Origin of the sequence: Bradyrhizobium sp. BWC-3-1, assembly GCF_032917965.1 — a bacterium.
GTDB lineage: Bacteria > Pseudomonadota > Alphaproteobacteria > Rhizobiales > Xanthobacteraceae > Bradyrhizobium > Bradyrhizobium canariense_D.
Genome location: NZ_CP136625.1, coordinates 4,707,495 through 4,726,363, shown reverse-complemented (window position 1 = coordinate 4,726,363; position 18,869 = coordinate 4,707,495). Strand labels below are relative to the sequence as shown.

Below are 18,869 nucleotides of genomic sequence, written 5' to 3'. Positions count from 1 at the left end.
GATCAGAGCTTCTCGGCGCCCGCACGGAACATGCCGATCACCAGCTCGCTGGCGCCGTCGATCGCGCGGCGCACGGTCGAGCCGGTGCCGATCGCGTCAGCGGCATAGACCGGCGTCTCCACTGCGATGTTGCCGCTGCGCCAGACCCTGACCAGCCCGACCTTCTGCCCGGCCTCGACCGGCGCGCGCACCGGGCCGTTATAGACGACGCGCGCGATCAGCTTGTCGCTGCCGTTCTTGTGCACCATCACCTTCACGGGCGTCTTGGCGACCAGTTTGACCGAGCGGCTCTCGCCGCCGAACACCTTGGCGTAGCCGACCGGCTGATCGGCCGCGATCAGGGTGCGGGTCTCGAAATTGCGAAAACCCCATTCAAGCATCTTCTTGGCTTCGGTCGCGCGATCGTCGGGGTCTTCCAGCCCGTTAATGACAACGATCAGCCGCGTGCCGTTCTGCACCGCCGAGCCGACCATGCCGTAGCCGCCTTCCTTGGTGTAGCCGGTCTTCAGACCGTCGGCGCCTTCCATCGAATTGAGCAGCGGATTGCGGTTGGGCTGGCGGATCTTGTTCCAGGTGTATTCCTTCTCGCCGAACAGTTTGTAGAATTCGGGGAAGTCGAGAATGATGTGCCGGGCGAGAATGCCGAGCTCGCGCACCGTCATCTTGTTGGCGGGGTCCGGCAGGCCGTTGGAATTGCCGAAGGTCGATTTCGTGAGGCCAAGCTCGCGAGCTCGCTTGGTCATGAAGTCGGCGGCGAAAATCCGCTCGCTGCCCGCCATGGCCTCGGCCAGCGCAATGCAGGCGTCGTTGCCGCTCTGGATGATCGCCCCGTGCAGGAGATCGTCGACCGTGACCTTGCTGTTGATGGCGGCGAACATGGTCGAGCCGCCGGAGGGTGCGCCGCCCTTGCGCCAGGCGTTCTCGCTGATCCGGTATTCGTCGGTCAGCTTGATGTCGCCCTTCTTGATGGCGTTGAAGACGACCTCGGCGGTCATCAGCTTCATCATGCTCGAGGGCGCGCGGAGCTCGTCGGCGTTCTTCTCGAACAGCACACTGCCGCTGGAGGCCTCGATCAGGATCGCGGTCGGGGCGTCGCCGTCGAAGCCGGAATCATCTGTTTTCTTGGCGCCCTGGACGCTCTGGTTGGCGGCGTAGAGCGCCGCGCTCCAGCCAATGGCCGCCACCAGAGCCGTCGCGATCAGCCCGCGCGCCAGCGCTCCGGCGGTAAACCGGGTGCGCCTAAACGAGGAAAGATGAAATTCCATGGCCAAGCCCTGAGAGCGGCGTTCTAACAGTTGGAGCCGGTGCAAACAACACGGGGTGGCCGCTTGTCCCGAGATTGCACGATTCTCGTCCCGCCCCTATCGTGGCACCTCAGATTTTCTGACCAAACCCCTGAAACAAGGCGGAAAAGCGATGTCATCCACCCGCGTGATCAAGGCCAACGGGATCGACCTGTTCATCCGTGAAGCCGGTCAGGGGCCGCTGGTGGTGCTGTGCCACGGCTGGCCGGAACTCTCCTACTCCTGGCGCCACCAGATCCCGGCGCTGGCGCAGGCCGGGTTTCGCGTCGTCGCCCCCGACATGCGCGGCTATGGCCAGAGCTCAGCGCCGCCCGAGGCGACGGCCTATTCGATCTTCGACACGGTCGGCGATATCGTCGGCCTCGTGCAGGCGCTTGGCGAGACCAAGGCCATGGTGGTCGGCCACGACTGGGGTGCACCGGTGGCTTGGCACGCGGCGCTGTTCCGGCCCGACATCTTCACGGCGGTCGCCGGCCTGAGCGTGCCACCGCCGTTCCGCGGCCGCGGCAAGCCGCTCGAACTCCTGCGCCAGGGCGGCATCACCAATTTCTATTGGCAGTACTTCCAGGCGCCGGGCGTTGCCGAAGCCGAATTCCAGCGTGACGTCGCGCGCACCATGCGCATCGTGCTCGGCGGGCGCGGCCTTGCCGATCCCTCCGCGGCCATGTTCGTGCTGGAGGGCAAGGGATTCCTCGGCCACGGCAACCCGGAGGAGCCTGTGCCGGCCTGGCTCACCGAGACTGACCTTGCCTATTTCACCGAAACCTTCCGCAAGTCCGGCTTCCGCGGCGGGCTGAACTGGTATCGCAACCTCGATCGCAATTGGGAGCTGACGGCGCCCTGGCAGGACGCGCAAATCCATCAGCCGTCGCTCTTCATTGCCGGTTCGAAAGACGCCGTCATCACCGGCCTGATCGGAGCCAAGCGCGTCAACGAACTCGAGCGCGTGCTGCCCAATCTGAAGCGAAAGCTGATCATCGAGGGCGCCGGCCATTGGGTCCAGCAGGAGCGGCCCGACGAGGTGAATGCGGCGTTGATGAGTTTCCTGAAGGAAAGCGCGGCTCAGTAGAGGCCGCGGCCGCTCAGGATGCCGCGGGCCTCGGCAGCGCCATCCGAGGCGTAGGCGCCGGACGGAGTGCTCTCGGTCGCATAGCGGCCGTCCCCGTCATAGGACACGGCGCGCGCGTTCTGGAGCGCCCGGCCCCGGTTGCGGCTCGAGGCCGACATTTCCGAGGTCGCACTGAGTGAAGCCATGTCGGCGGAGGTGTTGCCGAGATTGTAGGGCCGTCCCTCCGGCGTCGGAACTTCGCCGCGCATGGCGCCGCGGTTCGACGATGGCAGCTCCGGCACGAAGGGTCTCGCCGAGGCGACCCGGACCATCGACGGTGACGGCGCCGGGGTCCCGGTGCGCAAGGTGGCCATCAGCTGGCGGTCGTCGGAGCCTTCCAGCGGCGCCCGGCCGACATACTCGACACGGACCTTGGCGATCCCATTGCCTTTGAATTCAAGCAGTTCGGCGGCCTTGTTCGAGACGTCGATGAGCCGGTTGCCGTGATAGGGCCCGCGGTCATTGACGCGGACGATCAGCGACTTGCCGTTCGAGACGTTGGTCACCCGCGCATAGGACGGCATCGGCAGGGTCGGATGCGCCGCGGTCAGCGAGCCCATGTCGAACACTTCGCCATTGGCGGTCAGGCGGCCATGGAAATCGTCGCCGTACCAGGACGCCATGCCCTCGGCGCGGTAGTTGACGTCCTCTTCGGGCACATAGGTCCGGCCACCCACCACATAGGGCTTGCCGACGCGATAGGCGCCGCCGCCCTTCGGGACCGGATCGCCCAAAGCCACGACCCGGGGGCTCGAGGACACGCCGTATTTCGGATCGACCCGGCTGGCGAATTTGTTGGAGGAGGCGCAATTGGCGAGCGCAAGGCAGGTCGCGGCCATCGCAGCAGCGCGCGCGGCCCGCAAAACCGAATCTGACCGTCGGATCCCCATTCGCCCCAAATACCACTTTGCCGGAGGCGTACCTAACCCGCTTTGGCTACGGGTAGCGCTGTCCGGTCCTTTGCTCCGAGGCGGCCCACCACCGCGTCGGAAGTGGTAACGATAACGCAACCCGAACACGGCGGAAATGGGGAGCGCACGGCGTTCACGCCGGGATGGTAAACAGGGCGTATGCGCTCGCCCCGTTGAACTACGGGGCGCCGGTGCCCTGCTCTGTGCCACGCCTGGACATTCTGTTGCGCCAAATCCTCACTCCACCCCCATTGTCGCGCCGCTCACTGGAATTCTTTTGACTGTGCAAGGCCGCCCGCGTTTTCTCGCGTGCAGGGCGGAATGGAATGAGACGATGATCGAGACGGTTTCGGCACTGATGGGTTTGGTAAGCGCGGGGATCTTCCTGGCCCATGCGTTTGAAGGTTATCGCACGAGGGCCTGAGGCACTCGCGCGGACGGCAAGCATCACCCTTTCAAGACGGCGCGTTCGGACATTTTTAATCGATCCGATCGAGCATCGCAGACGAGAGCGGCAGGTGTCCCATGCGCAACCATGACCTCGTATCCGATGGCTTCCTGGCATTGACCGCCGGTGGTCTGGTCCTGCTGTGCTCCAGCCTCGTGGCATTGGCCTTCGCCTGAGCACCCAGCACTTCCCGAACAATACGCTTACCGCAGTCCAAGCAGCGAACGCCGATAAAGACTGTCACGGGCTTCGCTCAGGCAGACGAAGCTGCCGTCAAAACCCTGGCCGTACCGCTTCTGGCCTTTGCCGTAATAGACACCTTTGCTGAAATCGAGCCAGACAACCCGGTCGTGCGGGCAATGACGCTGCGCCTGCGCCTCGTAGCGAAATGGCGTCAGCGGCGTGGCCGATACCTCAGCGCCGCTGCAGCCGACCAGGATCGCAGCAGCGAGTGCGATCGCGCCGGCCCATTTGCCGAGGCTGCTGCAAGATACTCCGCAAGATATTCCGCAAGTCACCGCCCGCCTCCCGATCCCAGCCGTCGAGGGCCGGCTTGCTTTCACTTGTCCGCTTCGAGTTGCAACAACGCCTGGTGCATGCATTCCTGAAGCCTGGCTGCGACCTGTTCGCGTGCGACGCCTTTGGCGGCAAGATCGCCTGCCACCTTGTCGAGGATCTCATCCATCGAGTGGTTCTCCAGATGGTCCGTCACCAACGCGGTCGCGTAGCCGGCCGCGGCATCGCCGCTGAGGCCGAGCTGGGTTGCGGCCCAGAGCCCGAGCAGCTTGTTGGACCGGGCCGTGGCCTTGAACATGAGCTCCTCGTCGTGGACGAATTTGGCCTCAAAGCCCTGCTCGCGCTTGTCGAACGTGGTCATGGTCAGCTCCATTGTCGTTTGCGCTGATCGGGATCGGACTGGCTGGAAGCGAACGTCTCCGTGGTTCAATTCAGGGTCGTTGGAAGCTTCCGGCGGAAGCCAAACGCCGTCAAGCCCGCTGGGCGTACCCAAGGCACCCACCAGCTCTACGCCAGCCAAACCCGGCTAGGCAGAGAGTTTACTGTTCATTAAGCAGACTCAGCGCCGCATGGCCGGGGACATCGAGAGCTGACGCATGAACAAAGAACTGCGGGAGTTTCGACGGCTTGAACGGGTCTGCCTGGAGCAGGCAGCCCTCTCCACCATGGACCTCGCGCGAAGCGGGTTGCTCAAGGTCGCTGACGATTGTCGCGTCGCAGCGGAAGCGATCGAGGCGCAATCGCCTCGCAGACCTTTCGCAAGTGCCGTTCAGGCGCTGAAGCAGGCGTTGAGCGTGACCCGCATCCCTGACCGGCACTGAGACCGGCGCTCGCGGGCAAGAACATCCTTGACGGGGCGACCGCGTACGGTCAGCCCTTCGCCTCCGTCTGTTCACGCGCCAACCGTTCGGCCCTCAGCCGTTCCTTGTTGGCATAAAACGCCTTCTGCGCAGCTTCATGATCGCGCATGGCTTTTTCGGCTTCGACACGGCGCGTCGCATCGCGCGCCTGCCGCTGCTCGGGAGTCAAGGGCTTGCGCCGGTAGGAAATGTCTTCCGTCATGGCCAGATAATGCTGAGGTGAGGAAAGAGTTCCTCGTGGTCCCGCTGAGCGGCACTGCGGGCCGACTGCATAATGTGCGAAAACAACCCCATGCACAGTAGCCAAGTCCTTCTGCAGACAGCACTTTTTTTATCGCACTTTCGATGCGTTTGACCCCGCAGGGATCCCGATGTCTGCAATAACAGGCAAATGGTCTGAATAGGCCCTCGCGCCTTCGTCGGTCCAAACCTTCCCGATCGGGCTGTCGGACGTCGCATAGATCCGGTCAAGCCGCAGCAGGGGCAAATGCGACGGGAAAGTTCGCAGCCGCGTACGGTTTGGGCAGACCTGCGCGAGCACGCGCCGCACCGATTTGATCCAGAACCAGTCGTTGAAATCCCCGAGGACGACGGTCCTTCCAGGTTTCACCAGGCTCACCAGCGCCTGAGCCTGCGCGTGGCGCTCGTGGATGCTCAGGCCGAGATGCGTGGCCACCACGCGAACATCGCCAACCGGTGTCAGCAGTCCCGCGGCGATCGCTCGGCGCGGCTCCCGCTCACGATACGACACGTCGACGATCTCGGGCGGGCCGGAGAATGGAAAGCGGCTCAGGAGCGTCTGGCCGTAGTCGCCATCGGCCGTGACGATCGACTTGGCGTGAACACCGTGATCGCCGACGACGCTCGCCAGCTTCGCAAACGGATCGTCCGATCGCGATCGCGAATCCACCTCCTGAAGCGCGACGACATCGGGAGCCCATTTGCGAATGATGGAACAGATCCCTTCCAGATCGAACTTCGGATTGAGATTGAAGGTGCCATGCACATTCCACGTCATGAAGCGCATCAGCGCCTCCCGGCGAGCCACGTCGCGACGAATTGCGCGCCGGCGCAGATCGCGAGCCAGCCCAGGAACGCCAGTGCGAGCAGCAACATGTTGACCCAGGACGCGTTCCTGGCGAGATCAGCGATCTGAGCCCCCAAAACTGCCATGGCGAGAATGCCGGGCGTCATGCCGAGCAGCGTTCCGACCAGGAAGTCACGCAGAGGCAGCGTGCTCGCGCCAGCCACGACATTCACCACTGAGAACGGCGCGATCGGGATCATCCGGATGACGACGACAGCCAGAATGCCCTTGCCGACAACACGTTCCTGGATGCGCGCGGTACGTCGTCCGAGCAAACGCTGGAGGCGTTCGCGCCCGAGTGCCCGTCCGATCGCAAACAGGATAAAGGCGCTGAGCACGACCCCCGTCATGGCGGTGACGAAGCCTAGCCATGGTCCCAGTGCGGCAGCAGTCGCCGCAATGAGCACGAGAACCGGAAACACGACCAACCCGCCGACGACGAAAGCTGCAATCGCGAATGGCGGACCCCAGACGGACTGCGAATAGGCAGACAGAAGCGTCGACATCCGGCCCGCGTCGGCGAAATCGCTCAACGACGTGTAGGACCAGGCCATCGTCAGTCCAAAAAGCGCCACGGCGATCGAGACCATCCCGATGATCGTCTTCGTGCTCCACATCCGCGATGCCGCCCGCTCCAGATGAAGAGGCGCCTCAGGGTCCGCCACCGGCTGAACCATCGTGGCCAGAGCGCTGGTCAGGACCGAGGATTCAACGTCCCGCAGCGCCTTCGTCCCGCTTGCGACGTCGTCCAGGAGCGCAAAAAGACGATCTTCGTTTTGCGCGACGGTCTGTTCATCGAGACCGCAGAAATGGGCGATCAGGCAACGGCGGACCGAGGCGATGAACTCCCGATGCTCGTCTGATGCGGCTTCGAAGATCAGGTCACATTCGCTATCGGCACCCATCGACCGATTGTTCAAATTGGCCGAACCGATCCTCAAGATCCGATCGTCGACGATCATGAGCTTGCTGTGCACCATCACGGCCGCTTCCGTATCCCCGTTCCCCGAGACCGGATAGACGAAGCGGATGCGATCGGCGACGCCGGCCGAACTGAAGCAATCGATGAAAGCGCCCCGGCCGTTCTGCATCGCTTGGGATTCCAGCCATGAGGAGTGCAGTTTTGGGGTGACGATCAGAACCCGAAGCGAAGGCACGCGCAGCATCTGCTCCGCCAATTCGCGCGCGATCTTGGTGGCGCTGGTGAACTGGTTCTCGATGTACACGAATTTCGTCGCGGACCGCATCGCTGCAATCAGCGAGCGTTCGACCTCCCGGAGCGTCGAACCTGCCGGACAAACCACCTCGGTCCTGGCGATACCCACCGGAATATGTTCAGCCTCGACCGGCACAATCGCCGGCCAGCGCAAGCTTTTCAGCGGGCGCCGATCATCAATCTGTTGGCCCGCCGCGCGCCAGCGTTGCTCCACGAGGTCGAACAACTGCGCCGCCGCATCCCCATCGACCACGCATTGAACATCATGAAACGGCAGGTATGGCTTGCCCTGGGGATCACAGCGCGATGCGTGATCGGCGCGATGATCACTGGTGTCCCAACGCCTGATCGTCAGATCGAGCCCGCCGACGAACGCCAGTGAACCATCGACACAGACGATCTTCTGGTGTTGGGCCGACCCAAAGGGAAGCGTGGCATCCAGGTGAAACCGGACGCGGCCATCTGTGTCGGCGGTAAATTTGGCCGCGGAATTCCATTCCCTCTCGGAGGCGTAGAACGAGACGAAGTCCCAGACGAGAATGTTGATGTGCAAGGTGGGACGGCGGTGGACCAGCGCGCGCAAGAATGGGCCGAGTTGCTCCGGCAAGCCATCATCCGCTCGCCCGGACTCGCCGACCAGCCTGGTCTCACTATGGATATCCCACCCGACGATATAGACGAGGTCCTGCGCCTGCAGCAGGGTCTGCCGCAGGGCCGCGAAATAAGCGGCAGCATCGTTCAGAACCGCCACACGCCGCGCCTCGCACCGCCGCCAGACGGTGTCGCCGGGGATCAGGGTCGATGAGCTCTGAAGCAGGGAGACCTCGCAATCTGCGTTCGCGTTGAAACGCACTGACCGCGCAAGGGGTTCCCCGACTCAGAACCAGAGTGGCCGTTCAGCGTGCGCGGATTCCGGCGCCACAGTCGCCCATTGCCGCTACTTGGTTCGGACAGTCTTCGCACCTGCGCCTTTCAAGGCGTCCGCGATCTTCTCAGGCGCATCGCCGTGAAAATCCACGGAGACCTCGATCCGGCCTTCCAGCTTCTGGTGTCCCTCCGGCGCAGGCGCGGCCTTGGCGTCAGGACCGGCCGGGCGTGTCCCCGACGTGTTAGCGCCACCGACGGGCTGGACGAAGACGTCGCTTCGCGGCACGCCGCATTCCTGCACGACATGCTCAACCGCAAGCTCGGCGCCGCGGCGCGTGTCGAATTCTCCGATGATCGTACTTTCCAAGGGCGCCCTCCATGGCTGGACGAGAGTGCCAACAACGGGTCAGCGAGGGCCAGGTTCCTGAACCCGCGGGCGGTTAGAACCGAACGATCCCGAACAGAACAAGCAGCGCGAGAGTGATCAACCCGGAGACCAGCAGCGAGCCGAGACATCCCAGCCGGTTCGAAAAAAAGAAGAACATACCTCGCCCATCCCATAGCTTCGTGACGAGCTAAGTTCTCCCATTCGACAGCGTTCCTGGAGGCGCTTTGGGGCGCGCGAACGAGGACCAATCCAAGAACCAATCGTTTCGCGGGACGTTGAGTCCGCGATGTCAGACGCTTTTGATTATTTCCGAGCGCACGCGGTCCGAGCCCTTTGCAAGGCCCGGGCGATGCCGCGCGGACGAATGAAACATCTGCAAACCGTCGTGGCCCGGATCTACCACCTGCTGACCAAGGAGGCCGCGTACGGGCCGAACCTGCAGCACATGGACGACTTCCGGGCAGCCCAGAAGCTCGAGAAGTCCATCGACTGAACTGCAATGACGGTGACGCTGCACGCCCTCCCCCGACGCGCTCAGCTCCCTTTGGGAGCGGTCCTTGACTGCGACCCTGCAAGCCCGGGATTGATGGCCAGCGACGCGCCGGCGGCGCCGCCGGCTTCATAGGCCGTCATCGACACCATCCGGCTGCTGCTGCGCTGGGTCCGCATCTTCAGGTCGAGCTTGTCGAACTCCGCATCGACCACCGACGTCTTGAGAACCACCAGCCCGCGGCCGGTGCTTTCGTTGATCTGATCGCGACTGGCCTTGATCGCCACCAGCCTGTCCGCGACGGACGCCACCATCCCGAGCGCGAAGGAGGCATTGGCCAGATGCCGCTCCTGGTGCCGGAACCTGCTGTAGTCGACCGAGGTCTTGAAGCGGCCGAGCTCGGCGCGGACGGCGCCGTCGATCAATTCGGCCAGATAATGCGCGACCTCGATGTCCGCGCCGAGGCCGAAGAACACATAGCTGCTCTCGCCGGCCGTGTTCTTCTCGCGCCAGACCCGACAATCGCAGAAACGAGCGATCGCCCCGATGCAGTCGTCCAGGGGAATTCGCTTCTTGCGAAAAGTCTCGTAGACCTTCCGCTCGCACGGCGACGCCCGCAGTTCGACGTCGGACAGCGACAAATCGTGGCGATCCAGCAGTTCGGCGACCTTGGCGGCCGCAGACAGCGCCTCGTCCTCGGTGCAGCCATTGGCGATGGTCTTCGAACGCAACGCCTGAATGCGGAGCTTCAGCTTGTCGAGTGCAGCTGGATTGGATGTCTGATTCACCGATCACCTGTCCGGGTAAACCCGACGGATAGAACCCGGTCGGATAGACCGGCGGAAGGGGTCTCTTGTCAACTGTATTGATCTTCGACTTTTTTCGAACGGACCTCACTCCTCCTACGTGCGGTGCACGACCTCGCGGCACTGACCATAGAATGCAGAGACGAGGCTTCACTACAATCGCGCTCTCGCTCGATTTCCACCGCAACTGACAAATCACTGTCGGGAGCAGACCACCACAAGCCGAACGGGGTTGCGTGAGCGCCTTGGCTTTGGCGGCGGCGTCGTGTTCACAGTATTTCGAGCTTGCAGCCAGCCGGCTTTGATCCCTGCGCTTGTTGAGGTTAGCCGCAGCAGAGTGGTGGATTGAAGGACGCACTGATCAAGGCCATCGATCGGTTTTGTGCCGCGACACATAGGGACTGGACCCGCTGTTAAGGTTTAGCGGTCAGGTTAACCCCAGCGAACGTTTGGCTGAGAGCGTCGAACTCGATATGACCTCGAATAGAGGAATATCCGAATGTCCAATAGAACCGCATTTCAAACTGCAGATGCAGACGAGCCCCACAACTTTTTTGATCTCGTCATTCCCCTCACCTTCAGCGCTGTAGCCCTCCTGGCCACAGCTGTTTCGCTGGAGGCGATTGGGTTCATCGCTTGGCAGCCAGCCACCTTTCTGGTTACCTGTATCTTTGACTGACGCGATTGGCTGGCATGAGCGAATTCGAAGGCCTCTCTGACCACTTCATTCCGCGGATGCACGAGTTCATTCGCCAAGAGGTGCAAGCAGATAGGCTAGCCGGCGCGCGTTTTGTCGGATTGCCAGCGAGGCTGCGCGCGGAAGCTCTTGCACGGGAAATCGAGCGACGCGGCTTGTTCTGCACGGCAATTGACTGGCCTCAGCATCTTGAGCCTGGAGCGGACAAATACGCACTGACCATTGGACACCGGAAGACGATCTAAAGCTCATCGTGCTCACGGCGCGACGCGTCCCGATGACCGGATTGCTCACCTGCCAGACCGCAATCGCAAATGTCGATCCGCGATCGACTGCGACTCCTGCGGACCTGCATCGTGAACAAGAGAATGCCAAAGCTCCCGCGTAGCGGCCTCGGTCTAACCAGTCCCCGGCCTCTCCAACCCGGGGCCGTCTCTCCATCAGCCTACCGCCGCGTTGCGCCTCGCGCAGCTAACTCCCGATCCAGATCTTTCAAGCGCTCAAGCAGGTTCTCGACGATCTCTATGCAATCGGAAGGTCCCAACGATTGCACGCCGCGCGCCGCTAGCTCGCGCTCCAACATGGCGGCTATAATGATTTGAATGCTCACGAATTCTCCGCCGACTTCGCCCCAGAGACGGTACGGCTCAACTTAGAAATGGGTTTCGCCAAAGCGAAAGGCCGCAGGGTGGTTCCAGCCCCCACTGCGGCCATCCCGGTCAAATTACAAACTGGTACTTAAATCTCGCCGGTGTTCTCACAGTAGAACACCGTGTTCCGAAAAAGGATTCCGTAAGACTACCGGAATTCGAGGTGGCCGGATGGTTCACTCGGGTGTGGAAATGGCACCGCTTCCTTACCAGCCCCCATGCTCATTGCGGATCAGAGCGCCGGGAGCGACGCTGGGCTGGTACGTAGACTTCCCAGATTCCGGAGGTCGCTACCGCCACAGCCGGCGCGTGACGTTGAACAACGCCGCAAGCGGGACGCCCACCAACACACCCAGCATGCCGTACGATGTGACCAGCAGCGCAGCGCTAAGCGGCCCTGCGCTTTTCGCAAATCCGTAAGCTGCGCCTAAGCCTCCCAGCGTCACGGCAAAGACGACCATGTTGCGGTCGTTGCGCCCCTCGATGTTATAGATCGGGGGCCTTTTGCGGTGAAGAACGGGAGGACCGAACGGCACCTTCGAGCCGCAATTTGGACAGGCCGACGCACTCGGTGAAACCGGGTGGTCACAGTCGTGGCAATCGATCAGCTTTTTGGTCTGTCCCATGCCGCAAATCGTAGCGGCGGAGCGGCCAGTCCACAAGTTCGGCAGCTACTCCCAGCACACCGTCCTGCATGACCACAGCAGGGCCGCTCTGATCCTCCAGCATTCTCCGCGCTTGACCGGCTTGAAAACCTGCGCGCCGCGCGGAAGGTTGACCAGCTCGGGACCTTTCTCGCCCACCATGGCGAGTCCACTCGGGGCCGAACTGGTGCCGCTTGCGAACATGGGAATGGAGAGGCCGCCCGCTCCGGCGCCGAGAGCGGCACCAGACCACGTGGGCACGCTGCTGGAGCCCGCGCTGCCACCAAGCCCAAGCAACGAACCCAACCGTTTTAGATCAAGCGCTTCTTCGACACAGAAAGACGGATTAGGGCACTATTGGACTAGGAGGTGGCGGAAGGGGGCCCGGTCAACCTCGCTGAATCGCTCGTCTTTTCCACCTGCGCCGAGAACAATCTACGGTCCTATCCACGGTTAGTCTCGCAACCTCACGGCCGAAGTTTTCGGCCATCTTAAGCAGCGCGCCGGCCTCGCCTCGCACCCTGCTCTCCTCCACCAGGTCGCGGCACAGTCGCTCCATTGCCGGGAGTTCGTCGGTGTTGTGCTGATCTCGCCCCATGCGGGCGATCAGACTCCCGCCTGTGCCCTCTCGTCAAGAGTCGCGCGTCGCCCACCTATCCACAACGTGCAAGCTGATGATCGCTATAGAGGTCAGCCTAACCGTCGTTCGACCGTCGAATGACGCCGTCAAACGTTCCAACCGGGCGCAAGCCGTAGCGCGCACGGACATCTTCCGTAAACCTCCGTCGCGCGAACTTCGAAGAGGCTTTCAAAGAGAAATCGCAAGCGATCGCCTCGTCGGCGATTACGTTTCAGGACCAATCTCGACCGAATTCCTTTCTCATCGCTCGGTACGCGCGCCTCTCGAATAGCTTCGTCACCGCTGCCATCACGCACCAGCCCGCGCCAAGCGCCAACGCGACAGCAATCCAGTCATTGGCCCAGCGCCAGTAGATATTCGAGGTCGAGATCACGAATATGACTGACACCGCAAGCGCGGTCTGGATGGGCCGATTGGCTCCCTCAAGCCAATCCGTAAAATAAGAACCAGCATAACCTGCAGTTGGAGGGGGCCGGCTAAACCGCCGCGGATGAATTATCGGTACATGGCGAGTTGACAAGCCGGTGATGGCCCCTCCAGCCACGCCCACGCCGAGGACGTACAGCCACCCCTCGTGAAAATCGAAAAGATGCGAGTTGACCAGACTGCTTAGGATATTTTGAGTTACAACCATTAGGCCAATCCAGTGCGTGAAGGATCGGCCAAAGAGGCAGCAAATGAGCGTACCACATTGCGAAAAGCAAAATGGCGCCCACAAGCCCCCATTGGACAGATCTGGTTGTGGGGGTTGCGAACCGCGTTGGCCCATTCACCCTCTTTGCCCTTCGCCGCATCTGCAAAGACCGTCTTCGTCGATCCCGTACCGTGACCAAAAACCGGCGCTTGAACTATCGCTTGGAAGGATGTGCGCCAATAAAAGAACCGCAATCCCTGTGAAGTCGCAAGATCGGTGTGGCGCTCGACTTCGTAATCTCTGATCGACAGCTCAACGCGCTGACGTAAGTTTGTCGACGTTGAGAAACCAAGTACCACCAAGCCGACTACCCCACATAAAAACAAAATGGCAGTCTTCCGACCAAGGTATTTCCAGGCGAAGAGTAGCAGCAGGGGTGGAAAATAAAGGAGCGCCGTGCGCGCTACAGCGACGATTGCCAAATTCGAAGCAAATCCCGCCAACAAAACGGTGCATCCGAGTGCAGCCATCACTTGGCGTTTCCTCAGTGAGTTTGCGAGGACTGGTAACAGCGCGAAAACGCAAAGCGCAAATTCTTGCGTTTGGTCGATGTAATTTCTGACCGGAACGCCTGGCGCCTCTGCCGTCCCGATCTTCAAGCCGGGCGCAAAGTAGACAAACCAAGAGAAAACCATGAGCGCCGAGCACGAGACGAGAAATGCAATGAAAGTCCACTCTGCGCGCTGCGAGCGTTGGAAATGATAGATCAGCAAAGGGAGAACCGCGAACTTAGCGACGGGCCCCAGCCCCTGCAGCATCCCGGTTCGGTCGACATCGGTCCACAACAGTCCAAGCACCGCGAGAGCGAAGAGGACCGCCGGCAAGAAACTTGCGGGTCTTAGGAAGGATTTCTTCAGCTCTTCCGGGTCGATCGTCGGAATCAGGACAACCAGCCAGAGAGCCAAGAAGATCTCAACAGCCGTTGTCGACCATGGCAGTGCCAGGGCCGCGAGCGCCGGGTACCAATCAACGCAGATAAGCCAAAAACGCGACTGCGGCCATCTGCCCGCCATTCGTAGCGCTGAAGACGACAATGAATGGCCCCCCGGCCAAATACACTATGCTTTTCTACAACCTTGGCAAGCGGTGGGCTTGTCGCCCATGAGATGCATGGACCCGATCGTGCCGCTTGTGCAAAGCCCGCCGGGGTGAACCGGCGGGCCCGATGTCGATCAGCGTCCGCCGGGCTTGCGATCTGCAGCACGGTCCGCTGCAACGCGAACCATCCGCCGCCCGATCCGACCAAGTATCGCGTGGACCTGCGTCGGCGCTGGCGATTGGCACGACAAATGAAAGCGCCAGAGCAACAAGCAAAATACGAGTCATTGCAAACGTCCCTAAGTTGAACGGGAGGCGCGATCGAACGCATCAGGCCGGGTCACGTGCAACAGAATGGACGTCATGAGCGCATGCACCTCACCCTCAAAAAAGGAAACCACCCGGCCGCCCGACGGCAATAGCTTGCAGCAGCAGGAACGCTTCGATGCCTTGTCCGCGAGTTCAACTCCGAACGCCCGCACGAGGCCCTCGACATGAAATGTCCTGCTGAGCTCTACGTCGCCTATGCCGGCCTGCCGGAGCTGACCTATCCGTTCCACGATCGCGAGGTCCTTGTAACCGCGTGCGGCCGCCTTTGCCTGCACCGCAAGCGGATCAACATCTCAACCTGCTGGCGGGCCAGAAGCTCGGCATCAAGGAGGTCGACGAGGGCATTTGGCTCGTCAGCTTCATGCACTATGATCTGGGATATTTCGACCTGGAGCAGAAAACCCTGCAACCTCTCGACAGCCCGTTCGGCACGAGGCTGTCACCCATGTCTTAGGTACGTTCCGTTACCCATGTCTTCGGGCCGGACACCTGGAGGTGGCGGAAGGGGTGTCCTGTCAACCTTCTTGAAGCTGCTGGGGTTTTCCGTCTGAGCCGCACGCGATCTACGGTCCCGACCACGGTTCTTTTGGCAGCTTCGCGGCCGTAGTTTTCCGCCATCTCGAGCAGCGCGCCGGCCTCGCCCGGCACCCTGCTCTCCTCCGCCCAGTCGCGGCACGGCCGCTCCATGCGCGCGAGCTCGTCGATGTCGTGCTGATGCTGCCCCATGTGGCCGCTCAGACTCCCGCCGTGCACTAAGCCGTCAAGAGTCGCCACCCGGAAATTTCCCAATACCGCTTTCGTCGAGCCGGCTGGATGATCGCGAAGTGAAATCATCGAAGCCAAAGCAGTGGACCGAGAGCGAACGAAAGAGGCTTGCCGCGATGGCACGTCGGCGCGCCGCGTCGGAAATTGCGGCAGTCCTCGGGCGGCATATCGGATCGGTGAAGCGGATGGCGCGAGAGATGGGCTTGCTCCTAAAGAAATAACAAGCGGCTCTCCCACACCCACGACACGCAGTAGCTCGCGCGCGCCTCGACCTACTAGGAATCGATAATTTGCGAGGTACTTACGATGCCGCTTTGATGGCGGCATGCACGCTCGCCGTCGATACACGAAATGGACCGGTCACTACCCGCCCCGCAGCCCCGCGGAATGGTTGGCTGACGGCCATGTGACCTGCAGCATCCAGTGCCTTAACGGCCGTTGCGATCGCAGGGTCGACGTGCGGCTCGACACACTCCCGCAGGATCAGCCGTGGTCGCAGGTCGGCTTGCGCCTGGTCTGCTCAGCATGCGGCGCCGCAGGATCTGTGCATATCGTCCCGAACTGGCATGACAGTCGCGGGCAACTCAGGCCAAGCATGGGCTTGAGGTTTTGACTCCAGCGATGAAGCACGTCACCGAACGGCCTTTTGCCGAGCCAGAAGCCGCAGCCCGCAAGCTGCTCGAGCTCGCCGCCGGCATCGAGCCGGTCCAGGATGGCCGCATCCACATTGAGAAGATCAACTACCCCTTCCTCTACACGCTCAAGGCAACCGGCGCGGAGTTCGGCGCTGGCATCAGGTGCGCTGTCGAGAAGGGATGGCTGGAGCTGCATGAGAGCGGCACTTATGTGCGGTTGCTTACGCCCGGGCAGGACCTCCTGGCACCCCGTTAGGAACTGGCCGGGCTCATTCTACTTAATCCGCGCTGGCTCGGTGCCCTGAGCTGGCGGAGCGGCCCCGGCCTTACCCCGAGTCTCCCCAAGACGGGGCCGTCTCTCGGCTGGCGACCACGCAGCTGGGAGCATCCGCTCTGGCTGGTTTTCTGGCTGGTTTTTTGGGAGGTTCGCTCGCGCTCACGGGCAGGCTGGGACGCTAAAGCGCTGGCCTAGCTGGCGGCATTCTTCCTGACGGTCGACACAGCTTCGATGAGGACCGGGCACTTTTCATATTCCTTAGCATCGCCCGCGACGGTACCGCGAAGCTCCCTACATTCGCCGCCGTCGAAGAACCACTTGTCTCTGCCAATGGCGACGATCACTTTGCATTTTGGGCAATGCACCTGCATCCGCCTATCATGCACTCAGAGTCGGTGCATTTCCAGTCACAACCTCAGCGAGTTTGGAAACGAAGGCTGATCCAATTGCGCATCAGAGCGCCGGAGCCTCAAAACTGAAGGTCGCAGGAACGGCTATAAGGCTGCTCCTGCGACCGACGCCGCGACGTTCCGCACGATCGACACGGCACCCGCGGTGCTAGCACAGGCGGGCCATCTCTCCCAAGCTCCAGCACATGAAAAACCCGCCGGCTCCGGTAGCCGACGGGTTCTCAATGCCCATGCGTACCGCGGTACTCGCCACCAATCCGCGATGCGAGATCGTAAGGCGGTATCTATTGACGTCAGGTTACCGCCTGAGCCGGCGATGCGTCATCAGGCGCTGACGGTCGCGCTTTCGGTGGATCCGGCGCCGCCGCTTCATTGGTCATGCTCATGCGCTGCGGGCCGGCTTCTCCTGCTCCCGGCTAACAGAACTTCCGCATGGACCTGGAACAGACCATCGCTCGCCGCGGCCGCGCCGGTGGATGAAAAGTTCAAACAGGGCAAAATCGCCGACAGGCATGGCGCGAGCACCGTGGAGATAAGTACTTGGAATTAGGCGGCATACGTTACAATGGGACGACCAACTTTCGGCTATCGTCAGAGCTCGAGCCGCGGTCGAAAATAGTTGGAGCTTAAAGCATCAATCTGTACGCTAAGGCCTTCGCTAGCGATCCATGTAGAATGCGACCGACATATTCGTGTCGCGATTCCGCAAAGTCTCCGCCTCAATCTGCGCTGCTTCACGGAAAGCGTGAACTGAATGTCACCTTGCTCTACCGACAAGATCGCGCTCTTCATCGATGGAGCCAATCTCTACGCGACGGCAAAAACTCTGGGCTTCGACATCGATTACAAGCGCCTGCTGAAGGAGTTTCAGAGCCGCGGGACGCTACTTAGGGCGTTCTACTACACCGCGATCATCGAGGATCAGGAGTACTCCTCGATCCGGCCGCTGATCGACTGGCTCGACTACAACGGCTATACCGTCGTCACCAAGGCGACCAAGGAGTTCATCGACGCCTCCGGCCGCCGCAAGGTCAAGGGCAACATGGACATCGAGCTCGCTGTGAACGCCATGGAGCTCGCCGAGCACATCGACCAGATGGTGCTGTTCTCGGGCGACGGCGACTTCCGCTCTCTGGTCGAGGCCGTTCAGCGCCGCGGCGTGCGGGTCACCGTGATTTCCACCATCGCGAGCCAGCCGCCGATGATCGCCGACGAGCTGCGCCGCCAGGCCGACGTCTTCACCGACCTCGTCGAGCTGCAGTCCAAGCTCGGTCGCGACCCGTCCGAACGCCCTGCCCCGCGTGATCGTGAAGCGCGGGGACACCTGCCAAAATTCTTGCAGGAGCCGAAGGGAAACGACCCACACGAGTAGACCCTGAAGGCGGCGCCCACATTCCGCAAGCGCGGCTCGCGGTAGGCATGTTTGTCGCTTGAGATATGTTGGCGTCGGCTCGATGTCGCTTGCATGAAAAGGGCGGCATCCGGCATTATGTTTTTGCTGGCGAAGCGAACCTGCTGTGGCTCTGAAGAACCCCGACGCTATTGCCGTCATCGTGACCGCCCTCCGGCTATCTCACGGCGACGAAGCTGCACGAGCCATGCTGGTCGGCGGCATGAGCCTGGCCGTGCTGATAGAAACGATGTTCTCCGCACCGATCGGGCGACGCGATGCCGTTCACAACATCACACGCGCGTTGGACGACTTCGCCATTTCGCCCGAACTCGGCACGGTCTGGCACCTTCGCTACGTTTACGAAAGTCATGGCTCGTTTCGCGTCGTCGACATGGAGATTGCGACGCCAACCGGCACGCTGTCCAGTAAAGACGTCTGGCTTCGTCTGCTTGTCTAGCTACCTCGCCACCTCTGCAATTTGGCCGGTGCTGTCGACGATTAGCGAGCGCGCGGTGCGTTCCTTGACGGCCTTGTAGGTCTTTATCTTTCCGGCTGGTAGTTCCTGGATGTGCGAATAGCCGGCGGCGCGAAGCTTAGCGATGATCTCCTCCGACGTCAGCGATCCCCAAACCAGTGCGAGGGCAGCCTGACGAAAGATCGCAGCACTTTTCCTCCTTCACTCGCCGCCATTGGAT

General features: G+C 61.7%; 23 protein-coding genes and 1 pseudogene. 9 read left to right on the top strand and 15 right to left on the bottom strand.

The features are described from left to right. Positions 1-2: 2 nt before the first annotated feature. Positions 3-1,265: a D-alanyl-D-alanine carboxypeptidase family protein gene (locus RX329_RS22990; RefSeq protein WP_317244317.1), complete on the bottom strand. Its 1,263-nt coding sequence runs from the start codon at positions 1,263-1,265 to the stop codon at positions 3-5. 151 nt (positions 1,266-1,416) lie between these two features. On the opposite strand from RX329_RS22990, the gene RX329_RS22985 reads away from it, so the two are divergent. Further along, the gene (locus RX329_RS22985; protein ID WP_317244316.1) at positions 1,417-2,373 is read left to right on the top strand and encodes an alpha/beta hydrolase; all 957 of its coding nucleotides are present in this window, start codon (positions 1,417-1,419) and stop codon (positions 2,371-2,373) included. Here the strand turns inward: RX329_RS22985 and RX329_RS22980 are convergent. From RX329_RS22980 to RX329_RS22970, 3 genes are all read right to left on the bottom strand, one after another. Continuing rightward, complete coding sequence (locus tag RX329_RS22980) at positions 2,367-3,302, bottom strand: septal ring lytic transglycosylase RlpA family protein (RefSeq protein ID WP_247296742.1); 936 nt, start codon at positions 3,300-3,302, stop codon at positions 2,367-2,369. The two genes, RX329_RS22985 and RX329_RS22980, sit on opposite strands and share 7 nt — an antisense overlap. A 672-nt stretch (positions 3,303-3,974) precedes the next feature. Next, a complete protein-coding gene (locus RX329_RS22975) occupies positions 3,975-4,289 on the bottom strand; it encodes a hypothetical protein (protein WP_018457862.1) in 315 nt (104 codons plus the stop codon). Between the two features lie 41 nt (positions 4,290-4,330). Further along, positions 4,331-4,648 carry a DUF1476 domain-containing protein gene (locus RX329_RS22970; protein WP_317244315.1) on the bottom strand — a complete coding sequence of 106 codons (318 nt, stop codon included), beginning with the start codon at positions 4,646-4,648 and terminating at the stop codon, positions 4,331-4,333. Positions 4,649-4,883: 235 nt separating this feature from the next. On the opposite strand from RX329_RS22970, the gene RX329_RS22965 reads away from it, so the two are divergent. After that, entirely contained in the window at positions 4,884-5,108 is a 225-nt protein-coding gene (locus RX329_RS22965) for a hypothetical protein (protein WP_247390683.1), read from the top strand. A 49-nt stretch (positions 5,109-5,157) separates the two neighbouring features. Here RX329_RS22965 and RX329_RS22960 read toward each other — a convergent pair whose 3' ends face one another. From RX329_RS22960 to RX329_RS22945, 4 genes are all read right to left on the bottom strand, one after another. After that, positions 5,158-5,349 carry a hypothetical protein gene (locus tag RX329_RS22960; RefSeq protein ID WP_018457865.1) on the bottom strand — a complete coding sequence of 64 codons (192 nt, stop codon included), beginning with the start codon at positions 5,347-5,349 and terminating at the stop codon, positions 5,158-5,160. Positions 5,350-5,478: 129 nt separating this feature from the next. Next, the gene (locus RX329_RS22955) at positions 5,479-6,174 is read right to left on the bottom strand and encodes an endonuclease/exonuclease/phosphatase family protein (RefSeq protein ID WP_317244314.1); all 696 of its coding nucleotides are present in this window, start codon (positions 6,172-6,174) and stop codon (positions 5,479-5,481) included. Then, positions 6,174-8,201: a VTT domain-containing protein gene (locus tag RX329_RS22950; protein WP_317244313.1), complete on the bottom strand. Its 2,028-nt coding sequence runs from the start codon at positions 8,199-8,201 to the stop codon at positions 6,174-6,176. Before RX329_RS22950 ends, RX329_RS22955 begins: the two co-directional genes overlap by 1 nt. 186 nt (positions 8,202-8,387) lie before the next feature. Then, positions 8,388-8,684, bottom strand: coding sequence for a hypothetical protein (locus tag RX329_RS22945; protein WP_018457868.1), 297 nt, complete (start codon positions 8,682-8,684; stop codon positions 8,388-8,390). Positions 8,685-8,991: 307 nt separating this feature from the next. Between RX329_RS22945 and RX329_RS22940 the strand changes: the two genes are divergently transcribed. Continuing rightward, positions 8,992-9,198, top strand: coding sequence for a hypothetical protein (locus tag RX329_RS22940; protein WP_007591053.1), 207 nt, complete (start codon positions 8,992-8,994; stop codon positions 9,196-9,198). A gap of 41 nt (positions 9,199-9,239) precedes the next feature. On the opposite strand, the gene RX329_RS22935 is transcribed toward RX329_RS22940, so the two are convergent. After that, positions 9,240-9,983, bottom strand: coding sequence for a DUF2786 domain-containing protein (locus RX329_RS22935; protein WP_317244312.1), 744 nt, complete (start codon positions 9,981-9,983; stop codon positions 9,240-9,242). A gap of 517 nt (positions 9,984-10,500) precedes the next feature. Here RX329_RS22935 and RX329_RS22930 point away from each other — a divergent pair. Together RX329_RS22930 and RX329_RS22925 are read left to right on the top strand one after the other, a co-directional pair. Beyond that, positions 10,501-10,680 carry a hypothetical protein gene (locus RX329_RS22930; protein WP_317244311.1) on the top strand — a complete coding sequence of 60 codons (180 nt, stop codon included), beginning with the start codon at positions 10,501-10,503 and terminating at the stop codon, positions 10,678-10,680. A 14-nt stretch (positions 10,681-10,694) separates the two neighbouring features. Further along, the gene (locus RX329_RS22925) at positions 10,695-10,943 is read left to right on the top strand and encodes a hypothetical protein (protein WP_317244310.1); all 249 of its coding nucleotides are present in this window, start codon (positions 10,695-10,697) and stop codon (positions 10,941-10,943) included. Positions 10,944-11,143: 200 nt separating this feature from the next. Here the strand turns inward: RX329_RS22925 and RX329_RS22920 are convergent, their stop codons facing one another. From RX329_RS22920 to RX329_RS22905, 4 genes are all read right to left on the bottom strand, one after another. Continuing rightward, positions 11,144-11,308: a hypothetical protein gene (locus RX329_RS22920; protein WP_018457873.1), complete on the bottom strand. Its 165-nt coding sequence runs from the start codon at positions 11,306-11,308 to the stop codon at positions 11,144-11,146. Between the two features lie 330 nt (positions 11,309-11,638). After that, positions 11,639-11,974, bottom strand: a complete 336-nt coding sequence (locus tag RX329_RS22915; RefSeq protein ID WP_317244307.1) for a hypothetical protein — start codon at positions 11,972-11,974, stop codon at positions 11,639-11,641. A gap of 869 nt (positions 11,975-12,843) precedes the next feature. Beyond that, positions 12,844-13,266 (bottom strand): hypothetical protein, encoded by a 423-nt coding sequence (locus RX329_RS22910; RefSeq protein WP_317244306.1) that lies wholly within the window; start codon positions 13,264-13,266, stop codon positions 12,844-12,846. Continuing rightward, positions 13,266-14,231 carry an O-antigen ligase family protein gene (locus RX329_RS22905; RefSeq protein ID WP_317244305.1) on the bottom strand — a complete coding sequence of 322 codons (966 nt, stop codon included), beginning with the start codon at positions 14,229-14,231 and terminating at the stop codon, positions 13,266-13,268. Before RX329_RS22905 ends, RX329_RS22910 begins: the two co-directional genes overlap by 1 nt. Before the next feature lie 444 nt (positions 14,232-14,675). On the opposite strand from RX329_RS22905, the pseudogene RX329_RS22900 reads away from it, so the two are divergent. Then, a pseudogene (locus RX329_RS22900) lies at positions 14,676-15,148 on the top strand (integrase core domain-containing protein); the annotation flags it as partial. Here RX329_RS22900 and RX329_RS22895 read toward each other — a convergent pair. Then, positions 15,145-15,420, bottom strand: a complete 276-nt coding sequence (locus RX329_RS22895; RefSeq protein ID WP_317244304.1) for a hypothetical protein — start codon at positions 15,418-15,420, stop codon at positions 15,145-15,147. The pseudogene RX329_RS22900 and the gene RX329_RS22895 overlap by 4 nt on opposite strands. 660 nt (positions 15,421-16,080) lie before the next feature. On the opposite strand from RX329_RS22895, the gene RX329_RS22890 reads away from it, so the two are divergent. Then, positions 16,081-16,350, top strand: a complete 270-nt coding sequence (locus tag RX329_RS22890; RefSeq protein ID WP_317244303.1) for a hypothetical protein — start codon at positions 16,081-16,083, stop codon at positions 16,348-16,350. A 212-nt stretch (positions 16,351-16,562) separates the two neighbouring features. Here the strand turns inward: RX329_RS22890 and RX329_RS22885 are convergent, their stop codons facing one another. Beyond that, positions 16,563-16,742, bottom strand: coding sequence for a hypothetical protein (locus RX329_RS22885; protein ID WP_085384870.1), 180 nt, complete (start codon positions 16,740-16,742; stop codon positions 16,563-16,565). A gap of 793 nt (positions 16,743-17,535) precedes the next feature. On the opposite strand from RX329_RS22885, the gene RX329_RS22880 reads away from it, so the two are divergent. Continuing rightward, complete coding sequence (locus RX329_RS22880; RefSeq protein ID WP_317244302.1) at positions 17,536-18,153, top strand: NYN domain-containing protein; 618 nt, start codon at positions 17,536-17,538, stop codon at positions 18,151-18,153. Positions 18,154-18,298: 145 nt separating this feature from the next. Then, on the top strand, positions 18,299-18,631 hold the full coding sequence (locus RX329_RS22875; protein WP_317244301.1) for a hypothetical protein: 333 nt from the start codon (positions 18,299-18,301) through the stop codon (positions 18,629-18,631). Positions 18,632-18,869 lie beyond the last annotated feature (238 nt).

Coding starts and splice junctions, on each gene's coding strand:
- RX329_RS22990 (WP_317244317.1), bottom strand. CDS start 1,265: ATGGAATTTCATCTTTCCTCGTTTAGGCGCACCCGGTTTACCGCCGGA.
- RX329_RS22985 (WP_317244316.1), top strand. CDS start 1,417: ATGTCATCCACCCGCGTGATCAAGGCCAACGGGATCGACCTGTTCATC.
- RX329_RS22980 (WP_247296742.1), bottom strand. CDS start 3,302: ATGGGGATCCGACGGTCAGATTCGGTTTTGCGGGCCGCGCGCGCTGCT.
- RX329_RS22970 (WP_317244315.1), bottom strand. CDS start 4,648: ATGACCACGTTCGACAAGCGCGAGCAGGGCTTTGAGGCCAAATTCGTC.
- RX329_RS22965 (WP_247390683.1), top strand. CDS start 4,884: ATGAACAAAGAACTGCGGGAGTTTCGACGGCTTGAACGGGTCTGCCTG.
- RX329_RS22960 (WP_018457865.1), bottom strand. CDS start 5,349: ATGACGGAAGACATTTCCTACCGGCGCAAGCCCTTGACTCCCGAGCAG.
- RX329_RS22955 (WP_317244314.1), bottom strand. CDS start 6,174: ATGCGCTTCATGACGTGGAATGTGCATGGCACCTTCAATCTCAATCCG.
- RX329_RS22940 (WP_007591053.1), top strand. CDS start 8,992: ATGTCAGACGCTTTTGATTATTTCCGAGCGCACGCGGTCCGAGCCCTT.
- RX329_RS22930 (WP_317244311.1), top strand. CDS start 10,501: ATGTCCAATAGAACCGCATTTCAAACTGCAGATGCAGACGAGCCCCAC.
- RX329_RS22925 (WP_317244310.1), top strand. CDS start 10,695: ATGAGCGAATTCGAAGGCCTCTCTGACCACTTCATTCCGCGGATGCAC.
- RX329_RS22915 (WP_317244307.1), bottom strand. CDS start 11,974: ATGGGACAGACCAAAAAGCTGATCGATTGCCACGACTGTGACCACCCG.
- RX329_RS22910 (WP_317244306.1), bottom strand. CDS start 13,266: ATGGTTGTAACTCAAAATATCCTAAGCAGTCTGGTCAACTCGCATCTT.
- RX329_RS22895 (WP_317244304.1), bottom strand. CDS start 15,420: ATGGGGCAGCATCAGCACGACATCGACGAGCTCGCGCGCATGGAGCGG.
- RX329_RS22890 (WP_317244303.1), top strand. CDS start 16,081: ATGAAGCACGTCACCGAACGGCCTTTTGCCGAGCCAGAAGCCGCAGCC.
- RX329_RS22885 (WP_085384870.1), bottom strand. CDS start 16,742: ATGCAGGTGCATTGCCCAAAATGCAAAGTGATCGTCGCCATTGGCAGA.
- RX329_RS22880 (WP_317244302.1), top strand. CDS start 17,536: ATGTCACCTTGCTCTACCGACAAGATCGCGCTCTTCATCGATGGAGCC.